The sequence below is a fragment of the Nocardia halotolerans genome, assembly GCF_042650145.1.
Classification (GTDB): Bacteria; Actinomycetota; Actinomycetes; order Mycobacteriales; family Mycobacteriaceae; genus Nocardia; species Nocardia halotolerans.
The window spans coordinates 31021-54191 of sequence record NZ_JBHSDL010000005.1; the positions used below are offsets into that span (position 1 = coordinate 31021).

The 23171-nt window shown below is 64.4% G+C and carries 40 protein-coding genes and 1 pseudogene; 38 read left to right on the forward strand and 3 right to left on the reverse strand.

Translation table 11 applies throughout. The features are described 5' to 3' along the window. Positions 1-14 precede the first annotated feature (14 nt). The 4 genes and pseudogenes from ACFO5K_RS03960 to ACFO5K_RS03975 all read left to right on the forward strand — a co-directional run. Positions 15-725, forward strand: coding sequence for a MerR family transcriptional regulator (locus ACFO5K_RS03960; RefSeq protein WP_378555831.1), 711 nt, complete (start codon positions 15-17; stop codon positions 723-725). 10 nt (positions 726-735) lie between these two features. Then, positions 736-1449: a TetR/AcrR family transcriptional regulator gene (locus ACFO5K_RS03965; protein WP_378555832.1), complete on the forward strand. Its 714-nt coding sequence runs from the start codon at positions 736-738 to the stop codon at positions 1447-1449. Positions 1450-1581: 132 nt separating this feature from the next. Further along, positions 1582-2172 (forward strand): hypothetical protein, encoded by a 591-nt coding sequence (locus ACFO5K_RS03970; RefSeq protein WP_378555834.1) that lies wholly within the window; start codon positions 1582-1584, stop codon positions 2170-2172. Positions 2173-2302: 130 nt separating this feature from the next. Continuing rightward, a pseudogene (locus ACFO5K_RS03975) lies at positions 2303-2623 on the forward strand (diiron oxygenase); the annotation flags it as partial. A 240-nt stretch (positions 2624-2863) separates the two neighbouring features. Here ACFO5K_RS03975 and ACFO5K_RS03980 read toward each other — a convergent pair. Together ACFO5K_RS03980 and ACFO5K_RS03985 are read right to left on the reverse strand one after the other, a co-directional pair. Beyond that, the gene (locus tag ACFO5K_RS03980) at positions 2864-3451 is read right to left on the reverse strand and encodes a hypothetical protein (protein ID WP_378555836.1); all 588 of its coding nucleotides are present in this window, start codon (positions 3449-3451) and stop codon (positions 2864-2866) included. A 165-nt stretch (positions 3452-3616) separates the two neighbouring features. After that, entirely contained in the window at positions 3617-3928 is a 312-nt protein-coding gene (locus tag ACFO5K_RS03985; RefSeq protein ID WP_378555838.1) for a helix-turn-helix domain-containing protein, read from the reverse strand. Positions 3929-4287: 359 nt separating this feature from the next. Here ACFO5K_RS03985 and ACFO5K_RS03990 point away from each other — a divergent pair, with 359 nt between their 5' ends. Beyond that, the gene (locus ACFO5K_RS03990; protein ID WP_378555840.1) at positions 4288-4725 is read left to right on the forward strand and encodes a hypothetical protein; all 438 of its coding nucleotides are present in this window, start codon (positions 4288-4290) and stop codon (positions 4723-4725) included. Positions 4726-4792: 67 nt separating this feature from the next. On the opposite strand, the gene ACFO5K_RS03995 is transcribed toward ACFO5K_RS03990, so the two are convergent. Then, positions 4793-5302, reverse strand: a complete 510-nt coding sequence (locus tag ACFO5K_RS03995) for a hypothetical protein (RefSeq protein ID WP_378555842.1) — start codon at positions 5300-5302, stop codon at positions 4793-4795. A 329-nt stretch (positions 5303-5631) separates the two neighbouring features. On the opposite strand from ACFO5K_RS03995, the gene ACFO5K_RS04000 reads away from it, so the two are divergent. The 33 genes from ACFO5K_RS04000 (at position 5632) to ACFO5K_RS04160 (ending at position 23167) form a co-directional block, all read left to right on the forward strand. Next, the gene (locus ACFO5K_RS04000; protein WP_378555844.1) at positions 5632-5781 is read left to right on the forward strand and encodes a hypothetical protein; all 150 of its coding nucleotides are present in this window, start codon (positions 5632-5634) and stop codon (positions 5779-5781) included. Then, positions 5778-6473: a lambda exonuclease family protein gene (locus ACFO5K_RS04005; protein WP_378555846.1), complete on the forward strand. Its 696-nt coding sequence runs from the start codon at positions 5778-5780 to the stop codon at positions 6471-6473. Before ACFO5K_RS04000 ends, ACFO5K_RS04005 begins: the two co-directional genes overlap by 4 nt. A 1-nt stretch (position 6474) precedes the next feature. Then, the gene (locus ACFO5K_RS04010) at positions 6475-7113 is read left to right on the forward strand and encodes a hypothetical protein (RefSeq protein WP_378555848.1); all 639 of its coding nucleotides are present in this window, start codon (positions 6475-6477) and stop codon (positions 7111-7113) included. Between the two features lie 5 nt (positions 7114-7118). Next, entirely contained in the window at positions 7119-7316 is a 198-nt protein-coding gene (locus ACFO5K_RS04015) for a hypothetical protein (RefSeq protein ID WP_378555850.1), read from the forward strand. Further along, a complete protein-coding gene (locus tag ACFO5K_RS04020) occupies positions 7313-8044 on the forward strand; it encodes an NUMOD4 motif-containing HNH endonuclease (protein ID WP_378555852.1) in 732 nt (243 codons plus the stop codon). The genes ACFO5K_RS04015 and ACFO5K_RS04020 overlap by 4 nt, the downstream gene beginning before the upstream one ends. Beyond that, on the forward strand, positions 8041-8733 hold the full coding sequence (locus ACFO5K_RS04025; RefSeq protein WP_378555854.1) for an exonuclease domain-containing protein: 693 nt from the start codon (positions 8041-8043) through the stop codon (positions 8731-8733). Before ACFO5K_RS04020 ends, ACFO5K_RS04025 begins: the two co-directional genes overlap by 4 nt. Then, positions 8730-9179, forward strand: a complete 450-nt coding sequence (locus tag ACFO5K_RS04030) for a hypothetical protein (RefSeq protein WP_378555856.1) — start codon at positions 8730-8732, stop codon at positions 9177-9179. Before ACFO5K_RS04025 ends, ACFO5K_RS04030 begins: the two co-directional genes overlap by 4 nt. Then, complete coding sequence (locus tag ACFO5K_RS04035; RefSeq protein ID WP_378555858.1) at positions 9176-10039, forward strand: hypothetical protein; 864 nt, start codon at positions 9176-9178, stop codon at positions 10037-10039. The genes ACFO5K_RS04030 and ACFO5K_RS04035 overlap by 4 nt, the downstream gene beginning before the upstream one ends. Next, the gene (locus ACFO5K_RS04040; protein ID WP_378555860.1) at positions 10036-10743 is read left to right on the forward strand and encodes a hypothetical protein; all 708 of its coding nucleotides are present in this window, start codon (positions 10036-10038) and stop codon (positions 10741-10743) included. Before ACFO5K_RS04035 ends, ACFO5K_RS04040 begins: the two co-directional genes overlap by 4 nt. A gap of 34 nt (positions 10744-10777) precedes the next feature. Then, positions 10778-11218, forward strand: a complete 441-nt coding sequence (locus tag ACFO5K_RS04045; RefSeq protein WP_378555862.1) for an HNH endonuclease — start codon at positions 10778-10780, stop codon at positions 11216-11218. After that, the gene (locus tag ACFO5K_RS04050) at positions 11218-12258 is read left to right on the forward strand and encodes a hypothetical protein (RefSeq protein ID WP_378555864.1); all 1041 of its coding nucleotides are present in this window, start codon (positions 11218-11220) and stop codon (positions 12256-12258) included. Before ACFO5K_RS04045 ends, ACFO5K_RS04050 begins: the two co-directional genes overlap by 1 nt. Beyond that, entirely contained in the window at positions 12255-12764 is a 510-nt protein-coding gene (locus tag ACFO5K_RS04055; RefSeq protein WP_378555866.1) for a hypothetical protein, read from the forward strand. Before ACFO5K_RS04050 ends, ACFO5K_RS04055 begins: the two co-directional genes overlap by 4 nt. Further along, on the forward strand, positions 12761-13156 hold the full coding sequence (locus ACFO5K_RS04060) for a hypothetical protein (protein ID WP_378555868.1): 396 nt from the start codon (positions 12761-12763) through the stop codon (positions 13154-13156). The genes ACFO5K_RS04055 and ACFO5K_RS04060 overlap by 4 nt, the downstream gene beginning before the upstream one ends. 193 nt (positions 13157-13349) lie before the next feature. Continuing rightward, positions 13350-15014, forward strand: a complete 1665-nt coding sequence (locus ACFO5K_RS04065) for a DNA cytosine methyltransferase (protein ID WP_378555870.1) — start codon at positions 13350-13352, stop codon at positions 15012-15014. A gap of 322 nt (positions 15015-15336) precedes the next feature. Continuing rightward, a complete protein-coding gene (locus ACFO5K_RS04070; RefSeq protein ID WP_378555872.1) occupies positions 15337-15705 on the forward strand; it encodes a hypothetical protein in 369 nt (122 codons plus the stop codon). Then, positions 15702-16073: a hypothetical protein gene (locus ACFO5K_RS04075; protein WP_378555874.1), complete on the forward strand. Its 372-nt coding sequence runs from the start codon at positions 15702-15704 to the stop codon at positions 16071-16073. The genes ACFO5K_RS04070 and ACFO5K_RS04075 overlap by 4 nt, the downstream gene beginning before the upstream one ends. 83 nt (positions 16074-16156) lie before the next feature. After that, on the forward strand, positions 16157-16492 hold the full coding sequence (locus ACFO5K_RS04080) for a hypothetical protein (RefSeq protein WP_378555876.1): 336 nt from the start codon (positions 16157-16159) through the stop codon (positions 16490-16492). After that, positions 16489-16974, forward strand: coding sequence for a hypothetical protein (locus tag ACFO5K_RS04085; protein ID WP_378555878.1), 486 nt, complete (start codon positions 16489-16491; stop codon positions 16972-16974). Before ACFO5K_RS04080 ends, ACFO5K_RS04085 begins: the two co-directional genes overlap by 4 nt. Then, a complete protein-coding gene (locus ACFO5K_RS04090; RefSeq protein WP_378555880.1) occupies positions 16967-17305 on the forward strand; it encodes a hypothetical protein in 339 nt (112 codons plus the stop codon). Before ACFO5K_RS04085 ends, ACFO5K_RS04090 begins: the two co-directional genes overlap by 8 nt. After that, positions 17298-17600 (forward strand): hypothetical protein, encoded by a 303-nt coding sequence (locus ACFO5K_RS04095; RefSeq protein WP_378555881.1) that lies wholly within the window; start codon positions 17298-17300, stop codon positions 17598-17600. Before ACFO5K_RS04090 ends, ACFO5K_RS04095 begins: the two co-directional genes overlap by 8 nt. Next, positions 17593-17940: an HIT family protein gene (locus ACFO5K_RS04100; protein WP_378555884.1), complete on the forward strand. Its 348-nt coding sequence runs from the start codon at positions 17593-17595 to the stop codon at positions 17938-17940. The genes ACFO5K_RS04095 and ACFO5K_RS04100 overlap by 8 nt, the downstream gene beginning before the upstream one ends. 244 nt (positions 17941-18184) lie before the next feature. Continuing rightward, complete coding sequence (locus ACFO5K_RS04105) at positions 18185-18358, forward strand: hypothetical protein (RefSeq protein WP_378555887.1); 174 nt, start codon at positions 18185-18187, stop codon at positions 18356-18358. Beyond that, entirely contained in the window at positions 18355-18570 is a 216-nt protein-coding gene (locus ACFO5K_RS04110) for a hypothetical protein (protein ID WP_378555890.1), read from the forward strand. The genes ACFO5K_RS04105 and ACFO5K_RS04110 overlap by 4 nt, the downstream gene beginning before the upstream one ends. After that, positions 18567-18935, forward strand: coding sequence for a hypothetical protein (locus ACFO5K_RS04115; RefSeq protein WP_378555892.1), 369 nt, complete (start codon positions 18567-18569; stop codon positions 18933-18935). Before ACFO5K_RS04110 ends, ACFO5K_RS04115 begins: the two co-directional genes overlap by 4 nt. After that, positions 18925-19341, forward strand: coding sequence for a DUF6221 family protein (locus ACFO5K_RS04120; RefSeq protein ID WP_378555894.1), 417 nt, complete (start codon positions 18925-18927; stop codon positions 19339-19341). The genes ACFO5K_RS04115 and ACFO5K_RS04120 overlap by 11 nt, the downstream gene beginning before the upstream one ends. A 673-nt stretch (positions 19342-20014) precedes the next feature. Beyond that, on the forward strand, positions 20015-20248 hold the full coding sequence (locus tag ACFO5K_RS04125; protein WP_378555896.1) for a hypothetical protein: 234 nt from the start codon (positions 20015-20017) through the stop codon (positions 20246-20248). Positions 20249-20332: 84 nt separating this feature from the next. Next, entirely contained in the window at positions 20333-21511 is a 1179-nt protein-coding gene (locus ACFO5K_RS04130) for a hypothetical protein (RefSeq protein ID WP_378555898.1), read from the forward strand. Then, the gene (locus ACFO5K_RS04135) at positions 21508-21762 is read left to right on the forward strand and encodes a hypothetical protein (RefSeq protein ID WP_378555900.1); all 255 of its coding nucleotides are present in this window, start codon (positions 21508-21510) and stop codon (positions 21760-21762) included. Before ACFO5K_RS04130 ends, ACFO5K_RS04135 begins: the two co-directional genes overlap by 4 nt. Next, positions 21759-22019 (forward strand): hypothetical protein, encoded by a 261-nt coding sequence (locus tag ACFO5K_RS04140; RefSeq protein WP_378555902.1) that lies wholly within the window; start codon positions 21759-21761, stop codon positions 22017-22019. The genes ACFO5K_RS04135 and ACFO5K_RS04140 overlap by 4 nt, the downstream gene beginning before the upstream one ends. After that, complete coding sequence (locus ACFO5K_RS04145) at positions 22019-22210, forward strand: hypothetical protein (protein ID WP_378555904.1); 192 nt, start codon at positions 22019-22021, stop codon at positions 22208-22210. The genes ACFO5K_RS04140 and ACFO5K_RS04145 overlap by 1 nt, the downstream gene beginning before the upstream one ends. Next, positions 22207-22806, forward strand: a complete 600-nt coding sequence (locus ACFO5K_RS04150; RefSeq protein WP_378555906.1) for a DUF3310 domain-containing protein — start codon at positions 22207-22209, stop codon at positions 22804-22806. Before ACFO5K_RS04145 ends, ACFO5K_RS04150 begins: the two co-directional genes overlap by 4 nt. Next, complete coding sequence (locus ACFO5K_RS04155; RefSeq protein ID WP_378555908.1) at positions 22803-22976, forward strand: hypothetical protein; 174 nt, start codon at positions 22803-22805, stop codon at positions 22974-22976. The genes ACFO5K_RS04150 and ACFO5K_RS04155 overlap by 4 nt, the downstream gene beginning before the upstream one ends. Further along, entirely contained in the window at positions 22973-23167 is a 195-nt protein-coding gene (locus tag ACFO5K_RS04160; protein ID WP_378555910.1) for a hypothetical protein, read from the forward strand. Before ACFO5K_RS04155 ends, ACFO5K_RS04160 begins: the two co-directional genes overlap by 4 nt. Positions 23168-23171: the final 4 nt, after the last annotated feature.

Sequence of the window (23171 nt, forward strand, 5' to 3'; positions counted from 1 at the left end):
CCTATGCTGGTCGAGTGCCCCGATACACCCGAGCGGAACTCGCCGACGTCAGTGGCGTCGCGGCGCGCACCATCCGCTACTACCACTCGCTCGGTCTGCTGCCCAAACCCGGCCGGGCCGGCAAGGAAGTGGTCTACGCCGCCGAGCACCTGGACCGGTTACGCGACATCGTTGCCATGCAGGCGCGGGGATTGCGGTTGGACGCGATCCGCGAGGTGTTCGACACCGAACCCCAGGCCGGTGACTGGCGCACCCTGTTCGATCCGCGCGCGAGCCAGCTCGCCGAGCGCTCCACCTGCATCGACGACGCGGAGCTCAGCGCCTTGTTCGGCGACCGCGGCGCCGACGTGCTGGCCGAATTGACCGCGGCCGGCTATCTCGAGCGTCGCGGCGAAAACTGGTATGTGCCCGATCGGCCGATGCTCAAAGCCGCCCTGCTGCTCTACGACGTGGGCGTCGACGTCGCACTGAGTGCGGTGCTGCGCACGCTGGTACGTGCCCGCATCACCGAACTCGCCGAAGAGGTGGTGCGGACCGTCCGCGAGGCCGCGGGCACCGGCTACGGCGGCGAAGGCGTTGGCATCGACACCAGCCGGTTCCGTGACCGGTTGCTCGCCATGGCCTGGGAGGTCGGTGGCGCCACCTTCGCCGCCGAGGTCGAGCGTGCGGCCGACGCCGACGACACGGCCCAGCGCCGCCCACTGCCCGATGCGGTGGGTGGGTGATGATCGACCGATGAGTACCGACCAGCCCGGTCCGCGCGCCAGAGCCCGCGCGCAGACCATCGCCGACATCAAACGCATCGGCCGTGAGCATCTGGCGTCGCAGGGGGCGGCCGCGCTGTCGCTGCGCGCCGTCGCGCGGGAGCTGGGCGTGGTGTCCTCGGCGGTCTACCGGTACGTGCGCAGCCGCGACGAACTGCTGACGATGCTGGTTGTCGACGGATACAACGCGCTCGGTGACGCGGTCGACGCGGCCCTGGTCGACGCTCCCGCCGACCCGGCGACTCGCTTCCGGGTGGCCGCCCGCGCCGTGCGCGCCTGGGCGCTGGCCGAACCCGCCTGGTACGGCTTGCTCTTCGGCACTCCGGTCCCCGGCTACCGCGCCCCGGCCGCGGATACCGTGGCTCCCGGTGTTCGGGTCGTGGCGGCTCTGCTCGCCATCATCGACGACGCCTACCGCGGCGACCGGCTCGCGCCACCGGCGAACCGGTCGGCGGTCTCGGCGCGCACATCTGCCGATTTCGCGGCGATCCGAGCGGAGTTCGGGCTCACGGCACCGGACTGGCTGATCGCCGCCGCCCTCGCCGCCTGGACGGGACTGTTCGGCGCAGTGACCTTCGACGCGTTCGACATGTACGGCCGCGACACCTTCACCGACCGCGCCGAAGTCTTCGAGCTGCAGGTCGAGGGCCTGCTCCGGATGCTCGGATTCGTCCCCGGCGACTAGCCGACGCGGTGTGGTGCTGTGCCCATTTACAGTGGACCGGTCGGTACGGTAGCGATCGAGGTGATTCCGGCGGTATGTCGGGTGAGAAATATGTGAACGCCGCGGGGTGTGGCCAACGAACGGGAGTGCCCGATGAATTCTCGTGAGGAGATCTTGCGCCGGGTCCGGGACGGACTGCTGGACCTGCCCGACGACGAGCGCCGGGTACCCATGCGGCGCTCCTCGAGCCGCGAGACCGCCGATCCGGCCGAACACGCCGCGGTGCTCGCCCGCTTCGCCGAGCGATTGCGTGAGCAGGGTTCGCTGGTGCGCACCGTCGACCTGGCCGGCCTGCCCGCCGCCGTGGCCGATGTGCTCTACGGCCTGAGCGTGCAGTCGGTGCTCGCCGCCGTCGAACCCGGCCCGGCCTGGCTGGATCACTGGGCGGCCGCACCCGGACACCAGGTGGTGCACGGCGGGTCGGGCTCGACGGAGAGCGGTGACGCCGTGGTCCGCGATGCCGTCGCCGGTGACGCGTCGACCGGTTCGCTGGCGCTCGATGTCGAGGGTGGGCCCGCGGTATCGGAGGTGGTGCCGCAGGTGTGTGTGGTCCGCGCCGACCGGGTGTTCGGCTCGCTGCCGGACGCTCTCGATCGGCTCGACCCACGCCGGCCGCTGGTCTGGTTGGGCGGTCCGGGCGACGGTGAGCTGTCGCGCAGGCTGGTCGTTCTGCTCGTGCAGTAGCGGTAGGTCTCGATTCGTACACGCCGGGCCGCAGGGGTTGTCTGGGACTGTAAGTCTCAGTTATTCTCGGGTCAACCAGTGTGACAGCGATAACAGCTGTGGGCACCGGATGTGCAACGAGGAGGCACCGATGACGCTGACCGAATCGAGCCGTGGCGCACTCATCACCGAGGAGTATCGAGAGGCGTTGGCAACCCTGTCCCAGGGATCTGTCGACCGGAATTTCGATCCCTACCTCGACATCGATTGGGATGCCCCCGAGCTCGCTCTGGACCCGAACGACCCGCGCTGGGTCCTTTCCCCGGACGTCGACCCGCTGGGCGCCACACAGTGGTACCAGGACCAGCCACTCGACAAGCAGATCGAGATCGGCAAGTGGCGTACCGCCAATGTGATCAAGGTCGGCGCCGCCTTCGAGAGCGTGCTCATCCGCGGGATGATGCAATACATCAGTAATTAACTAAAGGCCCAGGTCGCGCCGTTTGCCTCGAAATTGGTGACTACCTGGGCTTTTTGGTGTCCAGTGGGTGTTGATCGGTGTTGTCGGTTGTCCTCGGACGGCCCGTAGACGGCCTGGGATCGCTTCCCTGCAACAGGGGCTGGGGTCATACGACCGTCGCGAATTCACCCCTGCGGCAAGTCGGCAACGGATGGCACTTCGCTCCGATCCCGCCGCCACGCCTCCGATTGCTCACCGGTAGCCATACTCAGGTTCCCGCCCCGCGAGCTTATCCCTCCAAGCTAACCACAACCCCAGAATGCCCGCGATCGCGATGGTCACCGCCACCGGAACCGTGACGAACTGGGTCACCAGCTCGCTGTTCACGGCAAGCCAATCCGGGTCGTTGTGAATACCCCAGACCGCGAACCCCACAAACCCCAGCTCCGCCAAACCGCACCCTCCAACCAGGACCGCGGCGGCAACCTGGATAGACCTTCGCGAGCCCCGGAACACCTTCACCAACGTGGCCACACCGAGCCCCCCGAGTACGACCGCCACCAACGTCACAACGACCGCGCCGAAACGCGCCAGGCTCGGGAACAACATGCCCACCGCCATCGCGGCGGCCAGCACCCGCCACGACCACACCGCAGGCCCAAACCAGGACGCCACGTCATCATCAGTGTCAGTGCCGGCGATCCCGTGGATCAGAATCCACCCATAGAGCTCGCAGGCCAACGCCGCCACCACAGTGGAAAGCAGCCGCCACCCAAGTACCGGGGTGTCCTCACCCAAGGCCGTGGGCGGGATCAAAAACCCCACACCGGTCAGCAGCAACGCCGCCGTGAACCGGCGCGTCCCCGCCCTGGACCGCCAAATGCTCAGTCGCGCAATCGCGACAGCTATCGCAAAACACCCAACTACCCACACATGCCGCATCCTAGATACGTGCACGTGGAAGGGGTTCGAAATCGCCACACGGAAGCGTATTTGAGACTATTGTCAGAACCCCAGCGACCGACCGATGTTGCGGACGGTGGGGTTAACACTCGACGCAGTCGGGACAATACCCTGGGCGCGCAGCAACTCTTCCGCTTCGATCATGAAATCGCTTGGCTGACAACTGAATAGAGCCGCGCACTCCCACAAAAACGTTTGAGGAATCGGCTGTCGCCCCTGCTCGAAGTTCGCCAAACGCGCCCGACTGGTACCCAGAAGATCCGCCATCTCCTTCTGGCTCCAAGGGCCTTCTGATCGGCGCCGAGCGATCACACGCCCCAGCGCTTGGTCGAGCGTCCGCGGGCCTTCCGTCACCTGGACACAGTAGCCCCAAACGGGACCGGAACGGTGGGGTTGTACCCAAGCTGTCACGTCCCAAACACGACACGAGCAAACCAACCGGGAACACCGCTTGCGGAACTAAGATTCTTAGTTGTAGTGTCACATCACAGATTTACAGCACAAAGTTTCGGTAAATTCGCCCGCAGGGGAAGTAGGGCCTTCGTCGGGGAAGGCCCAGCTCAGGGGCCCGGCAACACGCGAGACGGTGACACCTGGTGAACGCACAGACGAAATAGCGCAACACACGCGCATCATGCACCTCTGTGGGTGCACGCGGACACGGCAACACCCCGGCAAGCAGCGGTCCGGGGCATCACTAGCAAGGATGATCAATGACGCTCAGCCCCGACGACCCCTACATCCAGGACTACGACCCCATCCCCCTCCCCGTCGACCTATCCTCACCGGAACTCGACGGCCTCGGCATCCAGATCCGCGGCGGCGAAGGCCCCGCAAAATACTGGATTGACCGAGACGACCAAATGTGGAAGGAACTCGGATTCCACAGCGTGGAACTCGACGGCACGATCGGAGTCTGGCCACACATCGACCTCATCGACGACGAAGCCGACACCCTCCGCGAGTACGCACTCGACGCCATCATCCACAAACCCTCGACAGCGTCCGGATGGGCCCACGGAACCGACGGTGCGTGGCACTGCGCAGTCTCAGTCCCCGTCGCCGAAGACGACCGGGCCGCAGCGCGAATCGCCGCGGCGCACGCGAAGATCATGCGCACAGCGCACAAGCGCAGGGTGTCCGCAGCGTAACCCCGATTGAGTACAGAGAATGAGAAGGCCCCTCACCAAGGTTAGGTGAGGGGCCTTCTTTTGCGTTCTATGCTCGCGACTCAGGTAGCCGCGCAACCCGCCTGGTACTGGTGGCATTGGGCTTTCGTCCGCGACGCTGTTTCGCCGGTGCCGGTGCCGGTGCCGGTGCCTGCTCCGGTTCGGGGGAGGGGCGCTCCGCCCGCAGTAGCTCGTTCTCGGACTTGAGCCGTTTGAACCGGTCCTGTATTTCGTGGAGGAGCGATTCGTCGGGCAGTTCGGCCGGCGTCAGTGGTGGCTCGTCAGCGACGTTGAGATCCTCGCGCGCGATGAGCCCGGCACTGAGGAACGCTTCGATGACGGGACGCCCGAAGGCGTACGCCACCGCTCTCGCGGTTTGTGGGTCCACTCTGCCGGTATCGGTGCCCACACCCTTCTTCCATGCGTAAACGGTCGTCGGTGCGATGTCGATGTATCTGGCGATTACGGCGGGCGTGCTTGCACCCACTCTGGCCCCGAGGCTTTCGACGTAGTCCCACCACCTGCTTTCGGGCGTGGGGATCTCCGTGGTGTCGGTCATGGTGGCCTCTCGGAGGGTGGACGCTGTCGATTGGATGTTACAACGCAATTTGGTGCAGTAAAAGGTATTGCAGTGTGACGACGGCGAGTGTCACACCTGACGACCTCACTGCATCGCCGCTGGTCGAACATACTTTCGAATGACGGCCCCGATTGCCACGTTCGCCACCCCCGCTCGGCAGCCCCGCCCACAGCCTTGCCTCAAACCGCAATGCGACGTACTGTAATGAACTGCATTGCAGTTTGATTCTGGGCCTGAAGGTGCCCGCCTCCCCCTGGCACGGGGAGACGGGCGGGGCCACACCGCGACAGCAAAAGGAAGACCGCAGCATGACCATCACCGAACCTACCCGGCCACCCCGACACGACACGGCCGCACCTCCCACACTCGGCGACCGAATCACCGTCACCGCCTGTGTGACCAGCATGGGCGCATTCTTCGGCACCGTGCTCTGGCTCGCCGAATGGAGCGCACAGTGACGAACCCAATCCTGCTCAACGCGCGCCTTACCGTCTACTCGGACCTACTCCAGGGCTCGGACGAATGGCTCGACCAGCGACGCGGGATCGTCACCGCCTCCATCGTCGGCGACCTCATCACCACCAAAACGATGAAACCTGCCAGCAACGACACGAGCCGAGGGCTGACCGCCCTGCTCGTCGCCGAACGCATCACAGGCTGGACCGACCCGACATTCATGAGCGACGACATGTACCGCGGCATCGAAGACGAACCCCGTGCCCGCGACAAGTACAGCGAGCACTACGCCCCGGTCGCTGAGGCCGGGTTCATGGTCCGCGAATTCGACGGAATCCGGCTCGGCTACTCCCCGGACGGACTCGTCGGCGCCGACGGACTCATCGAAATCAAGTCACGGCGCCCGAAGATCCACCTCGCACACATTCTCGCCGGTGAGGTACCCGCCGAGAACATGGCGCAGTGCCAGGCCGGGCTGCTCGTCTCCGGCCGCGCCTGGCTCGACTACATCAGCTACGCCGGCGGCATGCCCATGTGGGTGAAGCGCGTCCACCCGGACCAGCGATGGTTCGACGCCATCATCGCCGCCGTCCAGGCATTCGAGACCAACGCCGCCGAGATGATCCGCCGCTACCACGAGGCCACCGAGGGCCTGCCGACCACCGAACGCGAACTCACCGAGATGAGCTTCTGACATGGACATTTCCGCAGCCGCCGCACCGAAATCCGACCAGATCAACGCGGATGACCTGATGTCCGGGCCCCGTGTCGTCACCATCATCGAGACCCGCCGAGGGAACGCCGAGCAGCCCGTCGAAATCGTCACGGCCGAGTTCGGATCAAAGCGCCCATACCGACCGGGTAAGTCGATGATCCGTGTACTGATCAACGCGTGGGGCGCCGATTCGACGGTCTACGCCGGTCGCCGCCTCAAGATCTACCGCGACCCCGAAATCCGGTTCGGCCCCGAAAAAGTCGGCGGCATCCGCATCTCCCACATGTCACACATCGGCAAACGGTTGACCCTCGCCCTGACCATCACGCGCGGACAGAGGAAACCGTTCGTCGTCGAACCGCTCCCCGATGGACCGCCCCTGATCACCGACGCACAGGCGGACGAGATCGCGGGGGAGATCGAGAAGGCCGCCGACCGCGTCGCGCTCGACGAAATCGGCACCCAGTTGAAGACATTCGACCTTGCGCAGCACCGGGGCCGATTGGTGCAGCTCTGGAAGGACCGGGCCAACACCCTCAGCGACGAGGAGAAGACGCCGCCAGATAGCGACGTCCAGGACGCGCCCGCCGACTACTACGACGCTCCGCCGGAGCAGTGACACAGATGTACGACGACGGAGCCTGGCTGGTCTACCTCGAAGCAGGAGATCAGCCAGGCGAGGGCGGCGACTGCTACTCAGTCCTCTTCTTCGGGGATGAGGAGCTCAAAGCCCTCCATTACGTGAACGAACACCGCGGGTACCGCGCCGTGTTCATCAAGCCAGGTCAGTCGATCCTCGACGCGGAGAAGAAGAAGCAATGAACAACGCAGATGAAGAGTGGCGCCCAGTTCCGGGCTTCGAAGAGACGTACGAAGTTTCGAACACCGGGCAAGTGCGCAGCGTGGATCGCGAAGTAACGTGCAGGAACGGCGATATCCAGCATCGCAAAGGACGCCTTCGCAAGGGGGTCCTGGACAAGAACGGCTACCCACGAGTCAGGCTGCATAGCGGTGGTCACGGTCATAGCCGCTACGTGCATCGCCTCGTCTTGGAAGCATTCCGCGGTGAGCCGCCCTTCCCTGGTGTGGACGGATGCCACAACGACGGCGACCCCACCAACAACCGCGTGGAAAACCTTCGATGGGACACGCATTCGTCGAACATGTACGACGTCGCCAAGCATGGCAATCACTACCAAGCCAACAAGACTCACTGCAACCACAATCACCCGCTGATCCCGATGAACCTGCGACGTGCGGCTGCCAACCAAGGGTTTCGAATGTGTCTGGCTTGCCATCGCGCGTCCGCGCGAATTGGCCAGCACGAGCCCGGCTTTCGTGAACTTGCCGACCAGAAGTTCGCCGACATCGCGGCCGGGAAGAGTCGGCTCTCACGCCATGCCAGCACGCCGGAGACGCACTGCCCTCAAGGTCACCTGTTTGACCTTGCAAACACCGCTCGCAGCAGTAATGGGTCTCGTCGGTGCCGGGAGTGCGACCGGGCGTACAACCGTCGGCGCAACCAGCAGAAGCAGGGGATCGCAGCATGACTAGCTGGACCGAAATGACGGCAGCCGCCGCCGACCTCGAGACCTCGGGTGTCGACGTCTTCACCGACCGTGTAGTTACCGGCTGCGTCGCCCGCATCGACGGAGCGAATGTCCGATGCAACAGATGGTTGGCCGACCCCGGCGTCGAAATCCCTGCCGGCGCGACCGAGGTGCACGGCATCACAACGGAGTACGCCCAAAAGTACGGGCGCCCGCACCAGGAAGTCGTAGACGAGATCGTGGCCGACCTCTACGCGTGCTGGGCCGAAGGCCGCTACGTAGCGGTCATGAACGGCAGCTTCGACCTGACGATGCTCCACACCTACCGCCCCGACTTCGAAGTCCGCGGGCTCGTGGTCGACGCGCTGATATTGGACAAGCACTACGACAAGTTCCGGCGCGGATCCCGAAAACTGTCCGCCGTCGCCATCCACTACGGCATCAGCCTCGACCAAGCCCACGACGCTGAAGCCGATGCGCTCGCCGCGGCACGCCTCGCCTGGAAACTGCCCCGCGTCTACCCGCACCTCGCACAGTTCACCGCCAGCGAGCTCATGGAACACCAAACCGTTTGGTACCGCGAACAAGCCGAGTCCTACCGCGACTGGCGCACCAAAAAGGGTGAACCCGCCATCCACATTCCCACCGCCTGGCCCATCCAGGACGCGCCCGAAAGCGAAGCAGCATGACCACCACCGAACTCACCGCGGGGGAGCGGGCGTACTTCGCCCGCGGATACCTACGTGTCGACGAAACCCGTGACCGACTCCACGACCTGATCAACGCGAACGTCAACCTCCGCGACCTCGCCGAAGCCCACGGCCTGGGCCGAGAAGCACTGAACCGCATCATCAACGGACGACGCCGCTTCGTCCCGAAACACCTCGCCGACACCGTCGCCGACATCGACATCGACATCGCGGCAGACCGGTACCCGAAACCGGAACCCTACCTGGACAACGTCACCCTCGACCGGATCGCCCTCGGACACCAGGTAGCTGTCGCTTCCTACGACAAACCCCTCTACGCCCGCGCCCTCTACAAGCTCGGCTGGACCCAATCCCGCATCGCCCGCGCTCTCACCATGTCCGGAGCCAAAGCCCGGCAAGCGATCGAAGCTGAGGCAACGGCATGACCAGACCCAACACCGACAGCAGCCGCAGCAAACCCCACAATGTTCGGTCAAACCGGCCGATCCTCGGCTCCTACAAGACCATGAAACTCCGCGACTGCCGTGTCGCGAAAGGGCAACCGACATCCATCCCCGGCCAGCACGTTCGCGCACACGCACTCTGGCTCCACGACACAGTAGGGCTCGGCGACCCTGCCGTCGCCGCAGCCGCCGGAATCTCCCACGTAACAGTCCACTGCATCCGCACACGCGAAGCACAGTTCTCACAAATCGCCGTTGGGCAACGCATCCTGTCAGTCGGACACATCCCAGTACCCGCACAAGCCGGTTGCCGCGTCCCGAGCACAGGCACCAAACGCCGCCTCCGGGCCCTCGCAGCAACCGGGTGGAGCCTGCGAGCGCTCGCTGACCAACTCGACGCGCAGCCGACACAAATCAGCGACTGGATGTGCCGCCGCAACCAGGTGTCCTACGCAACCTGGGCCGCGGTCACCGCCCTCTACGACACAATCAGCGCCACCCCAGGACCTTCCGAGCTCGCCCGGCGCCGCGCCGCAACCCTCAAGTACCCGTCTGCGATGGCCTGGGAAGGCGTCGACATCGACCACCCCGACAGCGAACCCATCTTCGACGCCGACCCCGACGGCAACGCAGTCGACGAAGTGCTGCTGCAACGCATCATCCGCGGCAACCACGCCGGCGCTGTCCCCGCCCCCGAACGTAAAGCGCTGTTGGACCACGCCGTCGCCCACCACTGGACGAAAACACAGGTCGCGACCGCACTCAACCTGAAAATGGCCGCCGCAGACCAAGCCCTTCACCGGCACCGCAACAACCTGCGCAAGAAAGAGGCAGCAGCGTGACCGCGACCGCGAAAGCCCGCAAACGCGCGGAACTGCGCCGCGCCCGCGGCCTGCCGAACACCGTCCCGATCGAACGGGTTCGTGACCACATCCAGTACCTCGTCGACCTCGGCCTCACCCACACCATGATCAGCCAGGGCGCCGAAGTCGGTCGAAGCACCGTCGGCTGGATCCTGTACCGCAACAACCACTTCGTTTGTATCGACCCTGCAGCCAAGATCCTGCAAGTCACCCACCTGCCCGTGCCTAGCCAACCCACGGTCCTCACGGTCGGCGCCCGCCGCCGCACCCGCGCATTGAACGCACTCGGTTGGCCCACCAACGAACTCGGTCACCGCCTCGGACAGAGCAGTCGCTCCACCCTGAACAAGACCCTCGCCAGCACGTACACCACCTACGCGATGTGGTCCCGCGTCCGCGACCTCTACGACGAACTGTCCGGCACCCCAGGGCCATCGCCGGATAGCGCCAAGCGCGCCAAAGCAGCTGGGCATCCGCCGCCGCTGGCATGGGAGGGCATCGACATCGACCACCCCCTCACCGAACCCGACTGGGTTGCGGTCTGGGGCCAATGCAAACACGGGCACCTCTACAGCCCCGAGAACACCGCGACCAGAGCCGACGGATCCCGCGCCTGCCGAACCTGCCAACGCGAGGGCAACACCCGCGCCAGAGCCAACAAACGCGCCCACACCACCGCCTGACCATCCCGCCGACAATCCGAGAGGACAGACCCGAATGGCTGTCTCCCGCCCAGTCCGACAGCACCGCAAGAAGGTTCCGACCGCTGTCCGCCTGGCTGTGTACGTCCGAGACGACTGGACATGCCAGTACTGCCACCGTCGCATCGACCCCACAACTCCGAAGCAGGAACGCGGAGCTCATGCGCCTGCCGTGCATGTGAAGGGCTACGGCCTCATGTGGCTGGAGCTTGACCACATCGGACCGTACTCGGGCGGTGGCGAACACACCGTCGACAACCTCCGCGCAGCGTGCTCGCCCTGCAATCGCAGCAAATCGGATTCAACCACCGAGGCGGACTGGGCCAACCGCACCCGGCTGGCCCTCCAACTCCTCAACGACAACCCACCGAGTCGCGCCACCGCACAGGCCGCGGCGCGCGCCCTCACCGGTAGCCCCCTGCGGCTCGACAATCGCGGCGACCTGGAGACGAACTAATGCCTCGTGAACACGCGCGAATCCTAGTCTCGATCTGGGACGACCAGGACTTCATTGCACTCAGCAGCCACGCGCAGCGACTGTACATGCTGCTGCTCACTCAGCGCACCATCAACAACGCCGGCATCCTGCCAACCCAAATAAGCAAATGGGCGAAGCGCGGCGCAGACACCACCCTCGCAGACATCGAAACTGCGCTCACCGAACTCGCACAATCGCGGTTCGTGGCATGCGACGAGTACACCGAAGAGACGCTCGTCCGCAGTTTTGTGCGCAACGACGGCATCGTCAACAACGGCAACGTGTTCAAGAACGCTTTGCGGTGCGCGGAAGCCGTAGAGAGCACCCAGCTTCGGGCCGTGTTGGCTATCGAATTGCGCCGCCTCGGCCATCCGGAAGCCGACAAAACTGCCGATCGAATCGACCCCGACGAGACGCCGTCTGAACGAACTGTAACGCCGTTCGAACGTCGTTCCGACGACCGTGAACGACGTTCGAACGCCCAGGGGGAGGGGGAAGGTAGTAGTAAAACTACTGTTTACGAGAACTCACCTTTGAAGGCAGCTACGCGCGCACGCACACACGTGCGTGCGAGCGCGCCCCCGCGCGAGGCCACCCCTGAACCTGATCTCGATCAGCCTGGCCCGCCCGCACCGATCGACGGTTGGAAACTCGTCCGCGATCGCATCCCCGAAATCCATACCCAGCCCGTCCGGACCGCCCTCGCGATCGAAGCCGCGACCCTGCTTCGCGCCGGCACCCCCGCCCTCGACATCGAAGCCGCCCTCGACCTGTGGCTCACGAAACCCGGCCGCGGTCCCCGAGTGCTACCCAACCTCGTCTCCGACGTCATCCGCACCCGCACCGCACCCACCACGCGCACAACCGGCCCCCGCAAACTCACCGCCCGCGAACAGGCCCACATCGACCTCGAACTCATGAAGGACAACCCCAACCCGGACGTCCTGCGCCAGTTCGGAATCGACCCCACCACCGCCATCTCCGCCGCCAAAATCAAAGCGATCGGAACCGCATCATGACCATGACCCGCGACCAGGTCGTCGAGCTCCTCCAGCTCATCCGCGCCCACGACAACCGCACCGTCGACGAAATCGCCATCCAGGTCTTCACCCACGCAGCCATCCGTGCGCACTGGACCCACGAAGCCGCCCGAGAAGCCGTCCTCGACCACTTCACCACCACCGTCGGCGAATGGTTGATGCCCGGCCACATCACCCAACACATCAAAGCCAGCTACGTGAAAGCGCTCAGCGAACTCCCCGAAGACCGCCGACAGCTCATGAACAACATCCACCACGCCCTCCAGGGCATGGGGTTTCCGACACGGCGAGCCCGCGACACCAGCCGCGCCATCGCACTCCGACGCCAGCCACAACCGCCACTCACCACCAAAGAGGAAACCGAACTCCGGCAGCACCTCGCCATCCGAGCCGAACTCGACGCACGCCCCGCCACATTCGCCGTCGGCATCGGGAACTTGGTCGCCAAACTCGCCAACCAGAAAGCGATCGAGGCCGCGTCATGAACCGGGTTGACACCGCGGCGATCCTGGAAGAAATCGCCGCCTACGACCAGCGCGATATCACCGCCGACACCATCACCCACTGGCACACCACCATCGGCCACCTCACTAAAGACGTTGCGTCCGAAGCTGTCTCCATCCACCACAAAACCAGCAGCTTCCGCATCACCCCCGAACAACTCCTCGACATCACCAACCACATCACCACCCGGCAAACCAGCGCGCCACGGCCCAAACAGCGCGCCGTCCTCGCCGCTTACCAGGTCAACGGAGCCATCAACGACCACTGCCCCAACTGTGACGCCCAACCCGGCCACACCTGCACCGCAGCCACCGGAGAAGAAGCCCACTCGCCATGCCTCGCCCGCCTCGTAGGAAAGACCACCGCCGCATGAACACAACCGTTAGCAAAAGTAACTGCGTACATGGGACGCAGTTGTGTGCAGTCATCACGTTGTTCTGTTGCGGGCCGTTGCCGGTACCGCGGTCGGCCGTACGCCCACCTGGCGTCGACGCTGCAGCTCGAACAAACGTTCGATGGGGGATTGGTTACCCGGGGACGGCTACGACCATTCTGGGGGCCGTCCGATGAGTGCACCTACGAAGCAGAAGACCGCGACCAAACCCCGCACAGCCACGCATCGGCCCGCTGCCCGTCAGCGCCGGTTCCGGCACGACGAACTGATCGCCGTCGACCTGTTCTCCGGGTTCGGTGGGATCACCCAAGGCATCGAAGCCGCAGGGTTCACGACGATCATGGCCGCGAATCACAACACGTACAAGGTCGAGGTCCACGAAGCGAACCACCCCGATGCTGAGCATTGGATCGCGAACCTGGTCGATCCGGAATCGGCGGACTATCACTCGGCGCGTGACCTGCCCGCGGGTGATCTCCTCGTCGCCGGCGTGAGCTGCGTGAACCACTCGCAGGCGAACACGAAGAAGGCTTACGAGCAGGGTGCGAGCCTGTTCGACCTGGATGACCCGGATTTCGATGAGCGGGTGACTCGGTCGGAGCGTGACCGGGCGACCGCGAATTGTGTGCTGCACTACGCGGACCGGCATAGGCCGCGGATGATCTTGGTGGAGTGCACGACTGAGTTGGTGTCGTGGGGTCCGGCGATTCCGGGCCGTCAGAAGGTTGGTGACGGGTCGACGTACCGGTGGTGGTTGAAGCAGTTCGGCAACATCGACTACGAGTACCGCGAACTCCGGCTGAACTCGATGTTCTTCGGTGTCCCGCAGTCCCGGGACCGGTTGTACATCGTGTTCTGGCTGAAGCACATGCCCGCACCGGATTTGGATCACTGCCCGCTGTCGTGGTGCGCATCGTGCGATGACGCGGTCGAGGCGGTGTGGTCGTGGAAGACGGGTGTGCCGCCGACCGGTGCCGTCCGATACGGCATCCAGTACAACTACCGGTGCCCGCGGTGCCGTCGTGAAGTCGTCCCGCCGATGACCCCGTCCGTCGAAGCGATCGACCTCACTGACTTGGGTTCGAAGATCGGTGATCGGCCGTTGAAGAAGTTCACGGTCGGCGACCAGGAGGTGTTGAGTCCGCTCGCTCCGGCGACGATGGCCCGTGCGGAACGCTGCCGCAAACGGTTCGCTGAGTACCCGGCGATCCTGATGCCGGCGAAGGCGGTTCATGGTGTTGAGCGGCTGCTCGGTCAACCTTTGGCGACGCAGACCAGCCAGCAGGAGACCGGGATTCTGTCGACGGGGATGGCGATGTTCGCGCACCGGCACAACGGCGACGGGCAGCATTTGACCCGCCCGATGGACACTGTCACGGCAACTGAGGATCGGGCGTTACTGTTCGCTACAGTCGCCAACTATCAGGGCGCGACCCGCGGCCTCAATGTGCCGTTGCCGACGCAGGCCGCATCGGAAACGCTCGGCTTGATGGCCGGGATCATCCCGTTCCGGAAGAACACGCGGCCGGCGCTCGGGTCGGAAGCGATGCCGACGATCACCAGCGAACAGATCCCCGGCCTGCTGACCGCCGAATGGGCTGCGCTGCTCGCCAACCTCACTTTGGAGGAGTGCTACTTCCGGATGCTGCGTGCCGCTGAGGTCGGTGTCGGGTGCGGGTTCAATCCCGATTTCGCCGGTCGCCCTGGCACGTTCAAGGTGTGGGGTTCGGCCCGGAATCAGGTGGATGGGTATGGGAACGCGGTGTCGCCGGCGGTGGGGGAGTGGCTTGGTCGTCGGATGCGTGTCAGCTTCCACCAGGAGCAGGTGGCGGCGTGAATCCTGGTTCCGTCTTGCTGTGGGCGGTTTGACACACGTAGTGGAATCAGGATGTGCGCATTAATGAATGTTCTCGCCCGGTGAGGGACTGGTGGGTCATCGCCCGTCGCCTTCCCTGGCTTTGGAGCCGGGGCAGGGTCGACGGGTTGCCGAGGCCGTGGGCTCGGTGCCATTGCGGGGTGCTCGCCGACTTCGAGTTCGACCAGGGGGTGCGGTGTTTCGACTGCCAGGTGTTGAACCACCAAACCTGTTGGTGCAGTGCACCGTTCCGGCTGGACCTCGCCGCATGGTTGGCGAACCACTCGCATGAAGGAGACCAGTCGTGACCGCCCGCCCGCTCAGCCACCTTGTCGCCGAGGGCCGTTCGCTTCTCGCCGAAGCGACCCTCGGCGAATGGGTCGCGTCACCGCCCACTGGTCGTTGGCCCGCCGACTACTGGGCTGTCGGTACGTCGGCGGACGGGTTGCTGGAACGGTTCACCAGCGATGTCCCGGATTCGGGTGCTGATGCCGCGGTGATCGCGTGGGCGATGACGAACCTGCCCCACCTGCTCGACGCCCTCGACCGTGTCAACGCACTGCTACGTCGGTGGGACGACCCTGAGCACACGTATGACGACCTGCTCGGCCTGGTCCATGCCTCATGTGCTGCCGAAGTCCGTAAAGCCCTCGAAGGAGAGCCAACAAAATGACGCCCTCCGACCAGCACCCGCTTCAGTCAGCATTCACGCGACTGCTCGATCTGCTCGGGTTCGACCAGTTCACCCGCCTGTTCGAGCATATCTATCAGGGCAAACGGGTGTGGATCGACACACCCGACTACAAGACCCGGAAGACCTACATCGGCCTGGTTTCAACGGTATTCAGCGGGCGACCGCAGTACCGGCCGGGCGACGAGGGGGTGCGGTTCGACGCGACTCGCGCGTGGGTTCGCGTCACTTCCGATGGGCGCCGACCGTACGGGCACCGCCCCGATATCGACACCGACGGTGTGTGGCGGTGCGACCTGCGCCTGACCGTCCCGACCACGCACACGCTCGAAGGAGATCACACCGCATGACCCCGATTTGCTTCCTTGATCGTGACCGCCATCGACCGGGTCGACATCGTTGCCGACGGGCGCATCATCCGAACCGAGGCAGCATGACCGCCGAAGAGATCCGCGCCGAGGCGATCGAGCGCGCCGCGAAGGCCATGTCGGCGCTCGAATGCCCAGGGCCCCCAGATCATCGGCACTACGCCACGGCTGAGGCCATGATCGACGCTCTCGGTGACCTGCTGCCCACCCGAACCGAGTGGGCAGTCTCGTGGACAGACACCCGATACCACGTACGCGAACTACAGGACAACAGCATCGAATGCCGCGACGACGCCGAACGATTCCGTCGCCAGTACAGCGACAACAACGACTATCCCGAACTCACCGATGTTCGAGTAGAACGCCGCTACCAAACCGACTGGAAAGCAGCAACCGAATGACCGGCCACGAGGCGACCGACCTGACCATCACCGACCTCGAGCAGCTCCGCAAAGTCACCCTCGACACCTACCTAGGTGCCGACGAATCCGCGTACCACACGCTCTCTGCACACCTCCAGGCAATCGCGGCCGGCGACGGTGGGCTGATCAACATGATCGACCTCGCCATCCTGCGCACCCGCCAGCTCGAGGCGTTGCGCGCGCAGGTGCAGCAGGACTACGCGGCCATCCACACCAAACAGCAACGCGACGCAGCCCAGATCCGTGATCTGGAGGACCTGGTCCACGAGTACCACAAAGCCCTGATGGACGTGACGGGTGGCGACCAAGAGGCCACTGCAACCAAAGGCGGCGTCGACTACACGATCGTCGCGCCGGGTGCGCTCGCCAAGATGCTCGCCGACGGCGAATCCACCATGTCGCCACGATTCCGGGAAGCCATCGCGCGCGCCCGACAACGCAGGGAGAACCCCGATGGGTGAGAAGACCGAAATCGACCAGCTCGCCGAACTCCTCCAAGAGGACTGGGGCGACCTTCTCGACTGCGCTGGCACTGACGAGGACGTCGACGGCTTCACGTTCGTCACCGACGAGGTGCTGGAGAAGAAGAGCTGGCACACCGTCGAACGCGTCATCGTGCGGGGGCCTTCCGGGCGGCACTACGCATTCATCTGGTGGAACCCGCTGACCGAGATTCAGGAGCCCGTGCCGCCGACGACCGCGAGCCGCCCACTCGTCACCCCGGTCCGAGCCGTCGTAGAAACCAAGACGATCACCGTCACTCGCTGGGTGGCCGAGGAGAACCATGCCTGACTACCCGAAGTATCGGATTCGTCCGGCCACCGTCGAGGCCATCCAGTTCCGATTGGGTACCTCGACGAAGGCTGAGATGCTCGCCTTCTGCCCCGAAGCGAACATCGGCGTCCCCTGGCTCGACGACACCAACAATGACACCACCGACATCCGATGGTTCATCGTCCCGTGCCGTGACTCCGGCGAGGTCCGACCCAACGACTGGATCGTCCGCGCACCGAACGGAACCTACACCGTCCTGCGCGATGACCACTTCAACCGACTTTACGAACCCGTCGAGGCCAGCCATGGCTGACCGTTGCCCGTTCTGCGCGATCCTGGACGACGGTGCGCCGGCCACCATCGTGGACGAATGGCGCGAAGCCATCGCGATCATCCCACTCAACCCGGTCACACCTGGGCACCTGCTCGTCATCCCACGCAAGCACGTCGACAACGCCACCGTCGACCCGATCCTCACCGGCATCGTGATGCAGTACGCCGCGGAGATCGCAGCAGACACTGCCTCGGCGAACATCATCACCAGCATCGGCGAAGCGGCCACACAAACCGTGTTTCACCTCCACGTGCATGTGGTGCCGCGCCGCGCTGGTGACGGCCTGCACCTGCCATGGACCGGACAGCGCGCCACATGACCCGCCTTTGCCCTGAATGCGTTGTGCGCCACGAGAAGTGGACCGACTACCGGTTGGCCCCACCGACCGAACGTTGGCGCACAGACCCACCTGGGCCCGAGCACGTCGAAACGCATTGGGTGCGGTCGTTGGAGGCGTTGCGTGCGATCAAACAGCAGCGTGCCGACCTCGCCTTCAACCAACAACAGCTGCTCGCCCACATCTGCGCAACCCAACACCAACCCGCCGAACACCAGGAGGCTGCATGACCACCATCCGCACTGTCGCCCAAGCCGACGCCCAACCCGACGGCACCACCGTCGGTGACGGCTGGGGACACCAACTCACCCGCCGCAATGGTGCATGGGTTCGCGAAATCTGGGTCGACAGCGCCGAACTCCTCGCCGACGGCCCCGTCGATACCGAGGACCCCGAATGAGCGTCGTCACGTCCCGCACCCGCACTGTCACCCACCACGAATGGTTGGTGCCCAATCCTGCCGCGATCGGTGACTTCCTCGAAGCCGTTGCGTTCGCCCGCAACCGGTACATCGAGATCCACGGTCAGCCCTCCGCGTTCGACGACTGGGCGCACATCACCCACGAGGACGACAACCTGATCATCGGATTCACTACCGAGGAACGCGCATGAGGATCGTCAGCAAGGCCGAACTCCAGACCATGCCGAAGGGCACCCCGTTCGCTGAATACCAGCCCGATGGCGCATGGCCCGACGGGTTCGACATCTTCGTGGGCGACTGCGGCTACATCGACGACTTCTACTACCGGTCCATCAACAGCCCCGAACACGGCGGCACTCACGAGCTGATCGAGCGGCGTCGCGACATGGCGGCCACCGGCGCTACATATCCCGTCGACACTGCGGTCGACCGTGAGGCGTACTACGACCCGGACACACGGTATGTGGTGTGGGAGCCCGACGATGTTGCCCGGATCATCCACCTGTTACAGGGCGGCGACGACCAGAAAGACGATGAGGTGTCACATGACGATTGAGGAGTTCATCCGGGCAAGGCTCGACGAAGATGAGGCGACCGCTCGCGCAGCGACCGAGTTGCCGCGCGTCACCCCGAAGTACCCGGCGAAGCGACCAGCGTGGGAGCCCGAGCGGTGGGAGGTCGACATGTTCGATGACGTGCGAACCGTGAACGGTGCAACCGACCCGATTCTCATCGACCCGTCTAGCGGCGGTGTGCGAAGTCGTCACGTGGCCGACCACATCGCGCAAAACGATCCCGACACCGTGCTGAGCGACATCGCAGGGAAACGGAAGATCCTCACTGCGGCCGAACGTGTCGAAGAGAACGGCGGTTGGCACATCAGCGGCCAGGGCGTCGAGATCATCTACGCGCTCGCTGAGCGGTGGAAAACCCACCCCGACTTTCAGCCTGGTTGGGCTTGATCGCGGTACTGCGGCAGTAGCCTCAATGAATGACAAGCAGATTCGTCCGGTATGAACACTCGTCGTGCCCCGAATGTGGGGTGGCGAAGTTGCGGGAGCAGAAATTGGTGCGTATCGGTCAGCGGTCGAAGTGGGCTGATTTCCGTTCTCCGTTTTGCGGGAACCCGGAATGCGTCGAATATCAGCCGAATCGGTTGCCGAAGTCATAATTGGTTGGATCTGGACCTGGCGCGAACTAATTAGGCGCAATTCGGGAATGACGTCACCCGTGAGTGTCCGTGCTGGCGGTTCGTTGCGGCTGCGATCGTGTGGCCGTGCTTGTTGAGGAACCGTGCTGGCTGGCCGTTGACGGGGTCTCGTGCGCTCGGTGGCTGTAGTGCCTCGGTGGGTGGCGGTTCGATGCTGCGATGGTGCTTCGACCTGCTCGAGGCGTCGCCGCATGTGGTAGCGATCACCGACACACCGCGCGGGTGGCACTCGCACATGTTTGGGCACATTCCGCGGCGGGTTGTCGACAGACCCGCAACACTTCGGTTCCCATCCATGCTGGTCACTGTGCTTCCAGGTGCGTCATAAACCGCCATAGTAAAGCGATTTAGAAAAGCGCTTTAGACCATCGTTTTAACCATTCTTCCTGCAACCTTCTAATTGTTTCGGGCGATACGATCGCCGCGTGACGGAAGCATTGGACAGGCTACGTGCCGCTACCAAGCGGTTCGAGAGCTTAAACGAACGCGTCGAAAAGGCGCGACAAGAGGTAATTGAGGCTGTGGTAACGGCATTACGTGAAGGCGAATTACCAACGGAAGTCGCTGAAGCGTCCCCATACAAACCGAGCCATGTTCGCAAGATCGCCCGCGACAACGGAATCGAACCCGCCCGGCCTGGTTTGAAACGCCGGAAGTAACCCTGTTGGCCGTGCGGCGGGAACCCGCACGGCCCTACACGTGCGTACCAAAACCGGGTTTGACTCGGGCTCGACAATTAGTGTGTGACCCCTAACCGCGACATTGTGGATGCCATCGACGAACTCGTCGACTGGCAAATGTCCAACCACGCGAATCGCTCTGGCTACGATTACAACGTCGGCCAGGACAAATGCCCACACTCGTGGTGCTCGGACGACTTCCACGGGCTTCCCATCACCTCCCGTATGCGCGAGATGCGGGGCTGGGGTCACATGGACCCCGACTACCGGTACGCCGACGACACCACCGACGTCCTTTGCCCCGGCTCCGAATTCGTGGGCGAGTTCACACCACCCGCTAGCCCGAACACCGGCTACGACAATGGTGACCGGCTCACCGGGGATGTTTTCGCCGCGTACCGTGCTGCTCGCCGCGACGTGAATGCTGCTCTGCTCGGTATCCCCAACATCGACGAACAGATCGACGCCATGTTGGCACCCTCGCTCGCAGCCCCTCCGTCGCGCGCCACCGAGGAGAGGGCACGGCGCGGGGTCATCGACATGACCGCTGTCGACAGCCTGCGTGGGCTCCGGTGCCAAGTAGGTGCCCCGAACGCAGCGCATGCGGAGTACCTGCGCGAACACGTGGTGTACAGCTTCGTCGAAGAGGTGGCGAGTCGATACCCCGGCGTCCAGCTAGACCTCGCGGAGATCCGCACCGAGTACCGCCAAGAACCGCACGGCAATCTGCTGGTCGCTTGGTGGGAACCGATCCCCGCAGGCGGAATCCTCGACGGCGGGCACGCACACGGTCGGCTGATCGACGAACCGACTTATGGCAGCGCGTACAGGACCGTGGCACCGTTTCGTATCCACCGACCGACCGGCGAGACCGCGCCGATGTATCCCGTTATCGACACGATCGACTACGAGCGTGCCGGGTACGACACGGTCGCGCGCCGCTGGGTGTACAAGCCGCGTCCGCCCGCACGCCCAGCGCCTGCGGTACGTACCCAGCCTGCAAATCGGCACCTGGTCGCGGCACCGAACCGCGCCGAAGCGTGGCGGTACGCAGCCACTCACGGGCTCAACCCTGTGATCGTCACCCATACTGCCGATTGCCGTGGCCTGGACCCCACCCGGTTCGTCATTCACGACCTCGGTTGCGACCCAAGACTGCGCGCAGAACTCCGCCACAGGGCGGGCATCGCGGGCGTGACCCTCGAATCCCTCATCCACACCCCAGGAGACCAAGCAGCATGACTACCCAGTTCGTTCGCCTCACCGACGACAACGGGCAACCGTTCTACGTACGCGCCGCCCGCATCGACGCTGTCGGCGTCAACGATTCCCCCTGCTTCGACGTGCCGACCACGATCCTCGTCGGCCTCGAACAATTCCCCTGCCAGGAACCCGTCGACAACATCATCGAAGCCCTCGAGGTCGACGTCATCGAGGTCGACAACCCGCACACCAACCACGTCCACTACACGCCCGAGCAGGCCGCCGCGTGAGCACGATCCTCACTCGCGCCGAGCTCGAAGCGACCGGCGGCCACGAGTCGGTGGCGCTCATGAGAACCCCCGATCCCTTCTCGCCCAGGAGCACCACCATCAGCACCACCCTGTTCGATACCCCGTACGCGCGCGCCATCCTGTTCGGCCTGCAGCGTAAACACGTGTACCAGGGCACCGTCCCCGAGAACGAGGTGCAGCGCCGGCGAGTGCGTAACCGTGCCGCACGCAAAGCACGCAAAGCTCAGCGGCGCTGATGGCCCGCTCCACCTACATTTACGTCGTCACCGACGGGCTCGGCGTGATCTCCGCGTTCACAGTCAAACACGAACTTGTGTCCTGGCTGCGACGCAACCCCGCACCGTCCCACCGCGTCACCCGCGTCAATGACGGCCCACACAGCGGTACCCGCATCACCGACATCGACATCACGGAGCTACTCGCATGACTGACGTTGTGAATCACCCGTCGCATTACACGCAGTCGCGGTTTTCGTGTGAGTGCATCGCTATCACACGGCATCTCACGTTCTGCGCGGGCAACGCCTTCAAGTACGTGTGGCGGCACCAGGAGAAGAACGGTGTCGAAGACCTCCGCAAGGCCGCCGTCTACCTGCGCTGGGCTGACGAGGACCAGCGGGTGTCAGTGCACGCTGGAGATGAGCGGATGGTCAACCAGCTCATCGAGTACCACGTCACCAGCCCGCTGCGTGAACTTTCCAACGCGCCCGAGGTCTATCAGGCGTTGAAGCTGATCGCGGTGGACGACGATTACGTGGGTGCGCTGCTGCTCGTGGAACAGGCCATTGCCGAGTACGAGACGGAGCCGGTCCTGTTGCCTGCCGAACAGTTCGACAAGCTGATGACCGAAGCCGAACAAGTCGATCTCGAGCACAAACTGGCAGTGGCCGCAGCGAAACGGCGCGCGTTCGAGATGGGCGGGGTGACCGCCAAGTACAACGGCCCCGACACGTTCCTGATCAACGGCGATGTCCCGTGTCACACGGAACACGGCAGTATCCCGAACGTAGGGGAGCCGGCGTGACCGTGATGACTGATTGGCAGCCCGGCCGTTGGTACCGGATCAACCAGCCGAACGGGTTGCTGTGGATGGAAACCAGTAACGAACAGGAAGCGCGCCGCGAAGCCGAACGCACCGGGTGGCCGTTGCTGCGGTTCTGGCAACGCACCGACAGCGAATGGCGGCCCGAATGAGCAAGGCGATTCACTGCGACCGTGACGGTTGCGACACCTGGGAACGCACTCAACCCGCAAACCTCTACCTCGGCCAAATCAACTCGCACACCGACGCCTGGATTGTCGTCCACGCGGCCGACCAGCGCGAACGCCACTTCTGCACCCTCGACTGCCTCACCCACTGGGCTGCAGCGAACAGCGGCAGGTAGTCCC